We start from the raw sequence: 15329 nt of genomic DNA on the forward strand, positions 1-15329 counted from the left end.
ATTTCTGTTGTTTTATTATATGTAAAAACATTTTTTTTGCTTATATTTTTGGGCATTTTTTTGGAGGGCATTGCCCTCCATCCTCTATACTAATATCCGCAGCCGTCTCCACCAAACATATTTCCGAAGCAGCCTCCGCATAGTAAGAATAATAATATTATTAAAACTGAGCAGTTACTATTTAATAGACCAGAAGCACATGCAATTAATAAGAATATAATTGGAGTAATACAACTATTTAATCCACCAAATATATTTCCTGTTCCACAGCAAGCATTTCCCATTGGCTCGCAACATACTGGTTCACAGCAGCAGCAATCATCATATTTTTTTTCACGGCAATGTTTTCTCTTTGACATGATTTTCTCTCCTTTCTAATTCATATTAGCAGCATCCGCCAAATAAATTTCCACACCCGAAGTTACCGCAGTTTCCAAAACCTGAACCATTACAAAGGAATAAAATAACTAATAAGAATAGATAAGGTGTGCAATTTCCTAATCCACCAGATCCGCCATATCCTCCGTATCCGCCACCATCACAGCAGCATTCTTTACAGCAGCATTCTTCACAACAGCAATCACGTCTACGTGATTTCTTACAACAGCAGCGATTTCTACCTCTGTTACCATATCCTCCGCCAAATCCTCCACTATAGAATAGGATTAATAAGATCCAAATCCAACTTCCAAATCCGCCAAAACAACCGTTATTACAACAGGATCCAACTGGTTGTTGTGGACAATTAGGTGCAACATTATCATTACAGCCACATGAATTTAAACCATTTAGAATTTCATTCATTTCCATAACTTACTCCTCCTTGGGATTTTTAGTTTTTGTTTTTATAGTATATGATATTCCCTCGAATAATAATTGACACTGTTTTTTATTGTAATAATTTAAAATTTTGTATATAAATATTGTATTCTTTGCCACCTCCTAAACTCCAAGTCGCCCTCATATGATACTTCCCCCTTTCAGCACTGAAGGTAATAATTCCTCTTTCATTTGGAATCATGAAAAATATTAATATGATAGTCTATTTGTTCTGAAAAACTATTATATTTGAATGTTGATAATTATTAGTTTTTTAATAGGGTATATTGTTCTCATCCTCATGGAATTATATTCCAAATAGGCGTATAATAATAATATATATTATTAAATAATTGTATTATATTACTAAGCAATATTATTATTGGAGGATTTTCTATGAAAAAAGAAACAAAATGTATTAAATGTGGATAATTCGAGTTGGCTTGATTGCAAATAGTTAAATTAGAATTTGGTAAAGAAGTTATTAACATTTTACAGTAAACAATGATAGCAATTGGAGGTAAAAATGAAAGCCCTAAAAATTAAAATTGGTAATATTCCCACTATTGTTTGGGGAGAAAAATCAGATAGAGTATATATTCATGTTCATGGAAAAATGTCTTGCAAAGAGTATGCTGAAAGTTTTGCTGAAATTGCAGAACATAAGGGCTATCAAACCCTCAGTTTTGATTTACCCGAACATGGAGAAAGAAAGGACAACGATTATCGTTGTGATATTTGGAATGGTATACATGACCTTTCCATAATTGCAGATTATACATTTTCAAACTGGAAAAATGTTTCTTTGTATGCTAGTAGCTTGGGAGCGTATTTCAGCTTAAATACTTATGCAGATAAGGATTTTACAAAGTGCCTTTTTCACTCTCCTGTATTAAACATGGAATACCTTATCAATCAGATGCTTATTTGGTTTGATGTTACGGAAGAAAGACTGTGTCTTGAAAAGGAAATCCCAACTCCTATTGATACATTACGTTGGGACTACTACCAATATGTTAAAGGACATCCCATTGAAAAATGGAGTATTCCCACATCAATACTTTATGGAGGGAAAGACACTCTGCAATCTATAGATGTAATTCAAGAATTTGTGAAAGCACACAGTTGCAAGTTAACGATTTCTCAAAATAGTGAGCATCCTTTCATGGAAAACGAGGATATGAAGATAGTACATGAATGGCTTGAAGAAAATATATGAAAATAACACTAAATTAGTAAATTTCATTTTTCAGTAGAGAGAATCACGATGTTTTTTAATACTGTATTATATTTTTATATTGAGCTAATACTGATAGATTTTATCAACGTAATTTTATATATAATTTATCAATTCTATTAAATATATTAGGATTAGTATTTATTGTTATAGGAATTAGAAAAAATGATGTTTAATGAATATCAGCTTGAAACAGAGAAAAATAAAAAGGATATAAATATTATACTAATTAACACCTAGGATTGCTCCAAATTATAATTACATAATATTTATATCCTTATATATTGAAAGTAATAATTTTTATTTATAATAATCCAAATTATTCACTTTCTGTTTCAATTTCTGTTTCACTTTCTACTAAAGGTCCAAAAATATCATCTATTAATTCATCTTTTCCTTTTTTATTAACAGATGAGAAAAAGTATAATTTATCTTCTTTTCCTAATTTTAAAGTATCTCTTATAACTTTTTCATTCTTTCTTAATTCATTATTAGATAATTTATCACTTTTAGTAGCAATAATTACTTCATCATATCCATAAAATTTAATCCATTCATGCATTTGTATATCATCTGCTGTAGGTTTATGTCTAGAATCTACTAATAAAACTACTCTTTTTAATTCTTCACGACCACTTAAATATGTTTCAATAGTATTTCCCCAACTAGCCTTCTCTGTCTTAGATACTTTTGCATATCCATAACCAGGTAAGTCTACTAAATATAACTCATTATTATTTATTTCAAAAAAGTTAATTAATCTAGTTTTTCCAGGTGTTTGACTTACTTTAGCTAATTTTCTTCTATTTGTTAGTGCATTAATTATAGAACTCTTTCCAACATTAGAACGGCCCACAAAAGCAATTTCTGGAAGGCCAGTTACTGGATATTGTTCCTTTTTAACTGCAGAAGTTACGAAATCTGAGTTTTTTATCTTAAACAATGGTATCAACTCCAATTATAGCTTTTTTTAATACCTCATCAACATGATCAACAGCAAAAATATTAAGTTTATTTCTAACCACATCAGGTATTTTATTTATATCTTTTTCATTTTCTCTTGGTATTATTATAGTATCAATTCCTGCTCTAAAGGCTGCAATTGATTTTTCCTTTAATCCACCTATAGCTAAAACTCTTCCTGTTAGTGTAACTTCTCCAGTCATAGCTACATTATTTCTTACCTTTTTATTTGTTAATGCTGAAACTATTGAAGTTATTATAGTAACTCCAGCAGAAGGTCCATCCTTCTTAATAGCTCCCTCTGGGAAGTGAATATGAATATCTGTAGTTTTGTAGAAATCCTCATCTATTCCATATTTACTTGCATTTGCTCTTACAAAACCAAAGGCAATTCTAGCAGATTCTTGCATTACATCTCCTAGTTGTCCAGTTAAAGTTAGTTTACCTGTTCCCTTCATAACTACAGATTCTACTGGTAATGTATCTCCTCCAGCAGCTGTCCAAGCCATTCCTTTAACTACCCCTACTCGGTCTTCTTTATCTTTAACATCAAATGTATATATTTTATTTCCTAAATACTTTTCTAATCTGTTTGCATTAATTGAAATAGACTTTTTATTATTCTTCATCATTTCAGTAAGAGATTTTCTTATAAGTTTTCCTAAAACTCTTTCTAAACTTCTTACTCCAGCTTCTCTTGTATAATAGTTAATAATATCCTTTAAAGCTGCTTCTGATATTTTAAATTCATTACTTTCTAGTTTATGCTCTTTTAATAACTTTGGAATTAAATATCCTTTAGCTATATGATATTTTTCTTCATAAGTATATCCTGATACTTCTATTATTTCCATTCTATCTAAAAGCGGTCTTGGAATTGTATCAAGTGAATTTGCAGTTGTAATAAATAATACTTTAGATAAATCCATGTCTAGTTCTAAATAATGATCCCTAAAAGTATTGTTTTGTTCACTATCTAGAACTTCTAAAAGTGCATCAGCAACATTACCCCTATGATCTGAACCTAATTTATCTATTTCATCTAATAATATTAGAGGATTATTTACCTTAGCTTCTTTTAATGCATAAGCTAATCTTCCAGGAATTGCTCCTACATAAGTTTTCCTATGTCCTCTAATTTCAGCTTCATCTCTAACTCCACCTAATGATATTCTAGTATACTTTCTATTAGTTGCATGTGCTATAGACTTTGCAATCGAAGTCTTACCAACTCCTGGTGGACCAACTAAACATATTATAGGCCCTTTAAGGCTATTTGTATATTCTTTTACAGCTAAATACTCTACTATTCTTTCCTTTACTTCATCTAAACCATAATGCTCATTATTTAGAATTTCTTCTGCTTCTTTTATATTGAAATTATCCTTTGTTGATTTACTCCATGGAATATCTAAAATCCAATCTAAATAAGTCCTTATTACATTACTTTCTGAACCTTGCCCAGCAGATGCCTTTAGCCTATTTAATTCACTTTCAGCTTTATCCCTAACATACTTAGGTAATTTAGCTTTCTTTATTCTATTTTCATAATTAGTTATTTCCTTCTTCTCTTCGTCATCTTCACCAATTTCTTCTTGAAGAGCTCTAATTTGTTCTCTTATGTAGTATTCTCTTTGAGATTTATCAATACTCTCTTTAAGCCTTTTCCCTACTTTTTTCTCTATATTTAATATATCTATTTGATTCTCTATTATAACTAATAATTTTTCTATTCTCTTAATACAATCAACTTCTTGAAGAATTTCTTGTCTTTTATCCTCATCAATTATTATATATGAAGCTACTACATCTGAAAGTTCACTATAATTTTTGATGGTATCAAAAATAGACATGATACTGCTTCTATTATTTCCAGAAAGGTTTAAATACTTACTGAAGCTCTTTTTTAACAGGTTAACATAAGCTTCTATACCTTCATACTCTTCGTTAGAAGGCTCTTCAATTCTTTCCACTTCTGATTCAATATATTCATCTTTGTTGTTTATACTTATAAGTCTACCTCTATCTATACCCTCTACTAATACTCTTATAACATTATTAGGTAATTTTATAATTTGCTTTATTCTACAAATAGTTCCTATTTCAAATATATCTTCAAAATCAGGTTCTTCTATTTCATAATCCTTCTGTGTCGATAAGAATATTTCTATTTGATTATCCATTGCAGCTTCAATTGCAGCTTTAGACTTTTCTCTCCCTACATCAAAATGTATAATCATATTGGGAAAGATACTAATACCTCTTAAAGGAATTAAAGGTAGAGTCATAAAATTTTCACTCATTATTCCCATCCTCCTTATTTATTGTATAACTTTATTAGTATACACATAAACTTGCATTTTTTCAATCTATTTTATATACCTATATTGGCAAATAGTCTATATAATAATTAATATTTAATAATAATATATATTAACTATATTAGTTTATTAATATTATAATACATATATAAAATTTAGCAATGAAAATAGATACTTTCTATTATAGCAAAAATATCTACTTCATCATAATAAACTCAAAGAAAAAAACTCCTTAAGGAGTTTTAAAATTAATAATACAAATAAATTTGTATATTTATATATTAAATATTTTTCAATCTTCAGATTTAGCTGATAATATATCTAAGTTGTTATTCATTATAATATCTTCAGATATATTTTCTTTATATATAGACTCATCTATTACTTCTCTTAAATTATTAACTGCTATAACCTTTATTCCATCTATATCTTTAAAACTTTCTCTCCAATTTTCAATTGGAATAATGACTTTAGTGGCTCCTGATTTTTTAGCTGCATATATCTTTGCATTAACTCCACCTATTGGTTTAACTTCTCCTAGTAAGCTTATCTCACCAGTCATAGCTATTTTATTATTAATTTTCACTTTGTTAATAGCGCTATATATAGCAGTTGCTATTGTTATTCCAGCTGAAGGACCATCCACAGGCATTCCACCTGGAATATTTATATGTATATCATAATTTTCGCACTCTAATCCGAATATATTATTCAATACAGTTAGCACATTTTGAATTGATGAATAAGCTGTACTTTTCCTTTTAACTTTTCTATTGCTATTACTTATTTCTTCTTCTTCAATAACTCCTGTTACTTTTAATATTCCTAATCTATGATTTACTTTCTTAGCTGTAGCCTCAACCTCCATAAGTATTCCTATATTTGCACCATGAACTGCTAATCCATTTACTATTCCTATCTCTGCTTTTTCTCTAATCTTTTTATCTGGAATTTGTGCGTAGTTTCCATTTTCTATTACCCATTGTATATCTTCTATACTAATATCATTTCTATCTTCATTAATTGCAACTCCTGAAGAAAGTTGAACTAAATTAACTACATCTCTACCATTAGTGCAATATTTTGATACTAAATCTAAAGACTTATCATCAATATGTAATCCTACCTTCATAGCTGCATTCTTTGCAATAATTTTAATTTCATCAGAATGAAGTGATCTAAAAAATATTTCCACACACCTTGACCTTATAGCAGGAACTATTTCCTCTGGGCTTCTTGTTGTAGCACCTATTAATCTAAAATCTGCTGGTAATCCATTATCAAATATTTCTTTAATATAATCTGGCATATTAGGATTTTCACTACTATAATAAGCACTATCTAAAAATACTTTTCTATCTTCTAAAACCTTTAAGAGTTTATTAAGTTCTATATGATGTAATTCACCTATTTCATCCATAAATAAAATACCACCATGAGCTTTTGTTACTGCTCCTGGTTTTGGCTGTGGAATTCCAGCTATCCCTAAGGACCCAGCCCCTTGATAGATTGGATCATGAACTGATCCTATTAAAGGATCTGCTATTCCTCTTTCATCAAATCTAATTGTAGTCGCATCTATTTCTATAAATTTAGCATCTTTCTTAAAGGGTGATTTCGAAAACTTTTTAGCTTCTTCAAGAACTAATCTAGCAGCAGCAGTTTTACCAACTCCTGGTGGTCCATAAATAATAACGTGTTGGGGATTAGGTCCACATAGTGCAGCCTTTAGTGCCTTTATTCCTTCCTCTTGGCCTATAATCTCCTCAAATGTAGTAGGTCTGCTTTTCTCTGTTAAAGGCTTAGTTAATTGTATACTTCTTAATTTCCTCAATTTATCCATTTCTTTAACATTCTCTTTCTCAATAACTGTCTTGTTATTTACATGACCTTTATTGATATTAACAATATAATAAATAAATAGCAACATAGTTGTTATTTGTAGTATTATTAATACTTCTGCCATATATTTTGCATTAACTATAAAAGTAAATGCATCCTCCCTTCTATCTGTCATATAAATATTATTAACTTATTACCATGTTAATATTCTATAGAAAAAGGATACTTTACCATTATTTTTCTAAAAAAACTTATTAATAATATATTTAAATATATTTCTATAAAATAAAAAACATCTTAAAGTTATAATAACAATAAGATGTTTTTTAATTAGGCAGTTTCTATACCTTTTCTTTTCTTAATTTTTTTAGCTTTCAATTGGGGTCTAACTTCACCTTCTGGTAGCTTAACTAATTCAGGATCTTTCTTTTCAGTTATACAATCTCCATTTATAATAACTTTTTCTATAGATTCATCAGAAGGAATATCAAACATAACTTCTGTCATAGCTTCTTCTACTATAGATCTTAATCCTCTTGCTCCAGTTTTTCTCTTGATAGCTTCATTAGCTATGGCCTCTAAAGCATCATCAGTAAAGTTTAATTGAACATTATCTATTTCAAATAACTTTTTGTATTGCTTAACTAAAGCATTTTTTGGTTTTGTTAAAATATTTATTAAAGCATCTTTATCTAATGATTCTAATGTTACTACAACTGGTAATCTACCTACAAATTCAGGTATAAGACCAAACTTTAATAAATCTCCTGGCATTATGTCTTGAAGTAGCTTACCAACATCTTTATTAATCTTTGAACTAACGCTAGCTCCAAAACCTATAGAACTCTTTTCAGTTCTTTTTTCAATTATTTTATCAATGCCATCGAAGGCTCCACCACAAATAAATAATATATTTGAAGTATTTATTTGTAAGAATTCTTGATGAGGATGTTTTCTTCCACCTTGTGGTGGTACTGAAGCAGTAGTTCCTTCAAGTATCTTTAATAATGCTTGTTGAACCCCTTCTCCTGATACATCTCTTGTAATAGATGGATTTTCTGATTTTCTTGCAATCTTATCTATTTCATCTATATAAATTATTCCTTTTTCTGCTCTTTCTATATCATAATCCGCGTTTTGTATAAGCTTTAATAATATATTTTCTACATCTTCACCTACATATCCAGCTTCAGTTAAAGTTGTAGCATCAGCAATGGCAAAAGGAACATTTAAAAACTTAGCCAAAGTTTGAGCTAATAATGTTTTACCTGAACCAGTTGGTCCTAATAAAAGAATATTACTTTTTTGAAGTTCTATATCATCTTCTACTAAATTAGAATTAATTCTTTTATAGTGATTATAAACAGCAACAGATAAAGACTTTTTAGCCTTTTCCTGACCTATTACATATTGATCCAAATAATTTTTAATTTCATTTGGTTTAGGAACACTTGTTGTATCTAACTCAACGCCTTCTTCAAACTCGTCAGCTATTATTTCTGAACATAAATCTATACACTCATCACAAATATATACACCAGGTCCAGCAATTAACCTTTTTACTTGCTCTTGATTTTTCCCACAAAAAGAGCATTTTAATTGTTTCTTCTCATCGTATTTAGCCATAAATTCACCTCACTTGGTTAAGATAGAACTTTTGATTAGTTACTACCTTTTTCATTTTTAATTATTACTTTATCTACCAAACCATAATTCATAGCTTCTTCTGCTCCCATAAAGTAATCTCTTTCAACATCACATTCAATTTTCTCTATTGGTTGATTTGTATTTTCACTTAAAATTCTATTTAAAGATTTCTTAATCTTTAATATTCTCTTAGCGTGAATATCAAAATCTGTTGCTTGCCCTTGGAAACCACCTAGTGGTTGATGAATCATAATTTCACTGTTTGGAAGAGCAAATCTTTTTCCCTTTGCTCCAGATGAAAGCAAGAAAGAGCCCATTGATGCAGCCATACCTATACATATAGTTGAAACATCTGGCTTTACATATTGCATTGTATCATAAATAGCCATTCCTGAAGTTATTGACCCTCCTGGACTATTTATGTATAAATGGATATCCTTATCTGGATCTTCACTTTCTAAAAATAATAGTTGAGCAACTACTAAATTAGCAACATCATCATTTATTTCTCCGCTCAACATTATGATTCTATCTTTTAATAACCTTGAAAAAATATCGTAAGATCTTTCTCCCCTACTAGTTTGTTCTACTACCATTGGAACTAAACTCATTTAAATTCCCTCCTTCTCTAAAACTTACCTTCTTTTATAATATATCCACATTCCATAAAAACTAATTATATTAAATTATATAAAATTTTATTTAATTTGTTAATGAATATTTGAAATAATTGCCAGAATTAAATCCTGGCAATTACTACTTATTACTATTTATTGTTTTCTACTAATAACTTTATAGTTTTTGATACTTTTACATCTGCTATAAGTGCAGCTTTTTGACTGTTTAATAGTAATTCTACCATTTTTTCGTCATCTCCAGCTGAATACATTTTTGCAACTTCTTGAGCCTTTTCTTTTAACTCTTCTTCAGTAGCATCTATATTTTCTGCTTTTTCTATTGCTTCTAATACTAAATCAGTCTTAACCTTAACTTCAGCATTTTCCTTCATATAGTCTCTCATCTTAGATTCATCTGTTCCAGTGAATTGGAAGTATTGTTCTAAGTTTAATCCTTGATATTGAAGTCTTTGCTCTAAGTTTTGAACCATAACATCAATTTCTTTTTCTACCATAACTGATGGAACTTCAACTTTTGCATTTTCAACAACTGCTTTAATTATAGCATCTTCATGCTCTTTTTCAGCTCTATTTGCATTAGCTTCTTCCATTTTCTTAGTTAAATCAGCCTTTAATTCTTCTAATGTATCAAATTCTGAAGTTTCTTTAGCGAATTCATCATCTATTTCTGGTAATTCCTTCACTTTTATTTCTTTTACTAAAACTTCAAACTTAGCTTTCTTATTATTTAATTCTTCCTTACCATAGTTTTCTGGGAAAGTTACATTTACTTCAACTTTGTCTCCAGCCTTAGCACCTATTAATTGCTCTTCAAAATTATCTATGAAAGTACCTGAACCTATTTCAAGTGAATAGTCCTTACCTTCTCCACCTTCAAAAGCTACATCATCAACATAGCCCTTAAAGTCAATAACTGCTGTATCACCAGTAGCTACTTCTCCATCTTCCTTAGTTTCAATTCTTGCATTTTTTTCTTGCATTTCTTTTAATCTTGCTGCTAAATCTTCTTCTGTTACTTCGTAAGATGGTTTTTCAATATTTAATCCCTTGTATTCTCCTAATTCAACTTCTGGATAAACTGTAACTTCAGCAGTATAAACGAAATCTTTTCCTTCTTCTGCTGTTACTATGTCTACCTTTGGATAGTCAACAGGAATTATGTTATTTTCTTCTAATGCTTTTGAATAAGATCCATCTATTGCAAAATTTATTGCATCTTCCATTAAAATTCCAGTTCCATAATATTTCTTTACTATTGCCATAGGAACCTTACCTTTTCTGAATCCTGGCACATTAAAGTTCTTAACATTTTTATTATAAGCTTTTTTTATAGCTTCTTGAAATTTATCAGCTTCAACTGTAATTTCAAGTTTCACAAGGTTTTTCTCTATTTTTTCCATTTTAGCTTCCATCGTATTCTTTCCTCCTAAAATAGTAAGATACTATCATTATTGATATAACTAGCTTATTATAACATAGAATAATGTTTACTTTCAAATATTTGTTTATTTAATTTTCCTCAATTTATTAATTCTCCATTTGAGTTTATATATTTAACATTTCCATCTATAGTAACTTCTAAACCTTTTTCTTTAATTTCACCAAATTTAACTTCTTTCCCCTTAGAATTCCATAAAGTTTTATGATTACTATCATTTAAATCTACTACCCAAATATATTTACTTAAGTCATATCCAAAGTATGGAACATTACTTATATAAGCTACTTTTGTGTTACTAATAAATTTAGCTTCTACATTCCATAGATAGCCATTATATGTTTGTAAAACATCTGCTTTATTAAACACTTCTCCATTTGGAGCCACATATTTATCTTTAGTTATAATGGCTTCTTTTCCATCGATGTTAAATATCTTCATATCTTGAGTATCATCAATAGTCAAAATTAAATTTTTCTCCTGATTTAATGTATAATAAATATTACTTGGAATATCTTTTATCCCCTTAAACTTAACTACCCCATTATTCTCTTCATATTCTGCCTTTAATATAACTCCTGTCTTGACAGTTAAATCCTTTGTCTTACTTTCCGGTTCCTTAGGTGCTTCTTCTTTTGTTATCTCTTCTTGTATATTTTCTTCACTTATATTACTAGTATCATCTTGAATATCTTTATTATCTTCATCTATCCAGTTTTGGACTTTATTCCTTAAGGTTTCCATATTTATACTATTCATAGCTATCTTTAAGAATAATACACCAATAAGAAGAACTCCTAGAATTGATATTATAGCTATTCTTTTTCTTCTTTTTCTCATTTGCCTCTCATAGTCTCTACTGAATATGCTAGGTTTTCTCACACCTAATCCCCTCCTTATAAAATATTATTTATATTAAAAACACTAACTATATAATTTATATATAATGTTTAAGTATTCTTTTATCTTTTACTTCCACAGCCACAAGAAGATTTTCCACCTTTTGTACTGCAACATCCCCCACATTTAAGAAGACCATAATCTCTTAATTCTTTTACTGTTAGCTGAGCCTCATTTTTGTCATATTCTTCATATTCAGGCGTAGCTTTCAATAAATCTTCTGTATTAATATTTATCATTTAAATCACCTCAACTTATATTATATACTTTAATTAAGTCAAATCTCCACAAATTTTAAATTTTTTTAATTTTATTTTAAGAATATATTTTTTATACATTAAATGATATATTATTTTAAAATGTCATCATTTTCGATTTTTTTATAAAAACTATTGGATTTTTTGACCAATTATACTATAATAATAATATAATATTTATATATATTATATGTTTTGTATATAATTAATTTTCTAAAAAGCCCATACTACTGTTAATAATTTATTAACAGTTTTAATAAAACCCCACATATGTTCATTTATTCCCTTTCTTAAATGAACATAAAACCCTTTAACCTGTGCAATACTCTTGTACAGGTTCTTTTTTTATATTATTTATCTAATCATATATATTCTGAAAATCCATAACAACTTCCAATTCCCCATTTTTAATATTTATATCATCTTACCTTAACATACCCCAGGGGACCAAAAAATTGTAATATTTTTCTATATATTTACAATTATAACATTACTATAAATAGATTTATAGTCTGTTAAAATATTATTGAGGTGTAATTCTCCACACTAAATATTTTGCATAAAAAAACATACCCTAAATGTTAGGTAAAATATATCTAACATTTAGGGTGCAGTTCCTTCTCAAAGCTTCATTTAAATATTTATATTTTTTAGTTTTATTATTTATACATATGGTGTAGGATCAGTATGTTGTCCATTAACTCTTATTTCCCAATGTATATGAGGACCTGTACTCATTCCTGTTGAACCAACTAAAGCAACAGTTTGTCCTCTATAAACAGTTGCACCAACTCCTACAAGAAGTTCACTGCAATGTCCATATAAAGTTTGAACTCCACTTCCATGATCTATTATTATTGTATTTCCATATCCACTAATCCATCCTGAATATACTACTACTCCACTTTTAGATGCAGCAATTGGTGCACCATAAGGATCTCCTAAATCTACTCCAGTATGGAAACCAGCTTGACCAGTAACTGGATTGATTCTAGGGCCATATGTATCAGTAACAGCTCCATATCCTGGTCTTAAGAAGGTCTCTATACTTGGATCTCCTGGAACACCATCACTTCCACCATTTTCTGGTGTACTTGGAGTGGCAACTTGTCCACCACCTGAATTATTTCCATTATTTATTTCCGCAAAGATATTATCTAACTCTTGTTGAAGCTCTGCATTATAAGAAACTAAATCTCCAATTTTACTTTCCAAATCATTTCCTTGATCTGTTAAAGAAGCTATCAAATTAGATTTTTCAGATTCTAAATTATTTAATTCATTAATCTTGCTTTGATGATATTCTTCTTTAGCTAAGTATTCCTTTTGTGCTTCTTTTAGTTCATCTTGTTTTGCTACTACTGCCTTCTTATTTTCTTCTATTTGTGCTAATTGATTGGATATTTCTTCCTTTTCTTTTTCAAGTTGTGCCTGAATTTCTTTTGCTTCATTAATTAATTTCTTATCAAAATTTATTAATCTAAAAATACTTTGAAGATTATTAAATAATGAAAGTATGTCTTCACTTTTTAAAAGTAAATATATGTAATTACTTGCTACATCAATTTTATAGTAATTTCTAAGCCTTTTTTCTATGTTTGACTTAATTTTTATAGCATCCTGTTCTTTTTCTTCAATTATTTTTTCTCTACTTTCAATTTCAACTTGTGATTTATAAATTTCACTATTTATATTATCTATTTCAGTTTGAACTTCATCTATTTTAGCCTGATAAGAATTAACTTCTTCTCTAGCAGCTTCTAAATCTGCACTTTTTTCATTTATTTGATCTAATATGCCATTAAGTTCATTATTTTGACTATTTATTTCGCTCTCAATCTTATCTTTTTCATTCTCCAAATCATTAATTTGATTTTGATTTTCATTAATCTTATCTTGTAAAGAGGAGCTTGTCTCCGCAAAAGCTAAAAAATTCGCTGAAAAAACTACAGTAACAGCTATTGTTATTGTCCTTAATATTTTACTCATAACTATGCCTCCGTTAGTTAATCTATACTAAATTTTTGTACATCATTAATAATCCAATTATTATCTTCATACTCAATATGTGTTAAAAACATTTCTTCAACATTATTCTTTAAAAAGGGTAATAATTTCTTTTTAACATTATAATTTAAATTAATGACTACATTTCCTTTATAAGTTCCATTTTCGTAATAAAACTCACTACTCTTTAATTCAGTTTTTAAATCATTAAGTTCGTAATTGTTTTTCAAAAATAAACTTTCCCTTATTATGCTATCATAAATTTTACTTCTTGTGTCCTCTTTAGAATTAAGAATTAATGAAGAATCTGAACTATTTAATGCATTAAATACACTAGAATAAAAGATATCAGTTGACTTATTGACATCATTAATAAGCTTCTCATTTACCATGTTTATATCTATATTTATATTAGGCAAACTTGAAACCTGTACCTTATCACTCTTTATAACTCCCCAGGGGAATTCTTTTTGTAATTGTATATTTATTTGTTTATTTAATGGAATAGGACCATATTTTTTTATATCCTTAACCTTTTTATTAATTTTTTCATCATTAATAAATACATCAGCATCTTCAAAGTTAGAAGTTAGATTAATATTTAAAGCTGGCATATTAAGACTATATTCCATATTTTCTACTATATATAATTCCTTTTCTGCTTCAACTAATCCATACAAAGTATTTAATTTTCCTTTAATTAAATATTTCCCAGGAATTAAATTTGTTATTAAATTTGTATCTGTAATTTCCTTATCATTTATATATACTTCAGAATTATCAAAATTTGTATTAATTTTAATAGCTACAGGGGATATTTCTATATGATAGTTATCAAAAAACAATATTTTTTTATTTACTAAAGTAAAATATCTACTTTCTCCATTATTCTTTAAATCTTTAATTATATTACTTACTCTAGATGGATTTTCAGAATAATATTCAGCTAAGGGTTCAAAATCACTTTTGCTTATTCTTTTATTTTGAAATTTTACTTCCCTATAAATTTTACCTGGTCTATTATCCTTTAATGCTATCTCTAAATTTTTTAAGATTATATTTTTACTTGATTTATAACTTCCAACGCTAAATCCCATTAATGTGAAAAGTAAAAGTACACCTATTAAAAGAAACTTTCTCTTAATTAAGAATTCCTTTAAAGTTGAAAGCTTCACACCACTAATATCTTCTTTTAATAAATTAAAATATTCTCTTAAGTATTTAAGAACTTCTTTTAACTTGTTCAATAAATTTCACCCT

Annotated in this window: 13 protein-coding genes; 1 reads left to right on the forward strand and 12 read right to left on the reverse strand. The window is 28.4% G+C overall.

Annotated elements, in window-relative coordinates:
- Positions 1–89: 89 nt before the first annotated feature.
- Together ACFYH6_RS14730 and ACFYH6_RS14735 are read right to left on the reverse strand one after the other, a co-directional pair.
- Positions 90–359, reverse strand: a complete 270-nt coding sequence (locus ACFYH6_RS14730; protein WP_294169772.1) for a hypothetical protein — start codon at positions 357–359, stop codon at positions 90–92.
- 25 nt (positions 360–384) lie between these two features.
- Entirely contained in the window at positions 385–810 is a 426-nt protein-coding gene (locus ACFYH6_RS14735; protein ID WP_316345543.1) for a hypothetical protein, read from the reverse strand.
- A 535-nt stretch (positions 811–1345) separates the two neighbouring features.
- Between ACFYH6_RS14735 and ACFYH6_RS14740 the strand changes: the two genes are divergently transcribed.
- On the forward strand, positions 1346–2038 hold the full coding sequence (locus ACFYH6_RS14740) for an alpha/beta hydrolase (RefSeq protein ID WP_416178218.1): 693 nt from the start codon (positions 1346–1348) through the stop codon (positions 2036–2038).
- Between the two features lie 337 nt (positions 2039–2375).
- On the opposite strand, the gene yihA is transcribed toward ACFYH6_RS14740, so the two are convergent.
- From yihA to ACFYH6_RS14790, 10 genes are all read right to left on the reverse strand, one after another.
- The gene (gene yihA, locus ACFYH6_RS14745; protein ID WP_416178217.1) at positions 2376–2999 is read right to left on the reverse strand and encodes a ribosome biogenesis GTP-binding protein YihA/YsxC; all 624 of its coding nucleotides are present in this window, start codon (positions 2997–2999) and stop codon (positions 2376–2378) included.
- Entirely contained in the window at positions 2992–5322 is a 2331-nt protein-coding gene (gene lon / locus ACFYH6_RS14750; RefSeq protein ID WP_416178216.1) for an endopeptidase La, read from the reverse strand. The genes yihA and lon overlap by 8 nt, the downstream gene beginning before the upstream one ends.
- A 310-nt stretch (positions 5323–5632) precedes the next feature.
- Positions 5633–7306, reverse strand: coding sequence for an ATP-dependent protease LonB (lonB, locus tag ACFYH6_RS14755; RefSeq protein WP_416178427.1), 1674 nt, complete (start codon positions 7304–7306; stop codon positions 5633–5635).
- A 206-nt stretch (positions 7307–7512) separates the two neighbouring features.
- Entirely contained in the window at positions 7513–8808 is a 1296-nt protein-coding gene (gene clpX, locus ACFYH6_RS14760; RefSeq protein WP_316345330.1) for an ATP-dependent Clp protease ATP-binding subunit ClpX, read from the reverse strand.
- A gap of 35 nt (positions 8809–8843) precedes the next feature.
- The gene (gene clpP, locus ACFYH6_RS14765; protein WP_316345332.1) at positions 8844–9440 is read right to left on the reverse strand and encodes an ATP-dependent Clp endopeptidase proteolytic subunit ClpP; all 597 of its coding nucleotides are present in this window, start codon (positions 9438–9440) and stop codon (positions 8844–8846) included.
- Between the two features lie 155 nt (positions 9441–9595).
- On the reverse strand, positions 9596–10879 hold the full coding sequence (gene tig / locus ACFYH6_RS14770) for a trigger factor (protein WP_416178215.1): 1284 nt from the start codon (positions 10877–10879) through the stop codon (positions 9596–9598).
- A gap of 107 nt (positions 10880–10986) precedes the next feature.
- Positions 10987–11787, reverse strand: coding sequence for a hypothetical protein (locus ACFYH6_RS14775; RefSeq protein WP_416178214.1), 801 nt, complete (start codon positions 11785–11787; stop codon positions 10987–10989).
- 80 nt (positions 11788–11867) lie between these two features.
- Positions 11868–12044 carry a hypothetical protein gene (locus ACFYH6_RS14780; RefSeq protein WP_316345335.1) on the reverse strand — a complete coding sequence of 59 codons (177 nt, stop codon included), beginning with the start codon at positions 12042–12044 and terminating at the stop codon, positions 11868–11870.
- A gap of 681 nt (positions 12045–12725) precedes the next feature.
- The gene (locus ACFYH6_RS14785) at positions 12726–14051 is read right to left on the reverse strand and encodes a murein hydrolase activator EnvC family protein (RefSeq protein ID WP_416178213.1); all 1326 of its coding nucleotides are present in this window, start codon (positions 14049–14051) and stop codon (positions 12726–12728) included.
- A 17-nt stretch (positions 14052–14068) separates the two neighbouring features.
- Positions 14069–15316: a TcaA 3rd/4th domain-containing protein gene (locus ACFYH6_RS14790; protein ID WP_416178212.1), complete on the reverse strand. Its 1248-nt coding sequence runs from the start codon at positions 15314–15316 to the stop codon at positions 14069–14071.
- Positions 15317–15329: the final 13 nt, after the last annotated feature.

The sequence above is a fragment of the Clostridium sp. HCS.1 genome (assembly GCF_047900555.1).
Lineage (GTDB): Bacteria > Bacillota > Clostridia > Clostridiales > Clostridiaceae > Clostridium.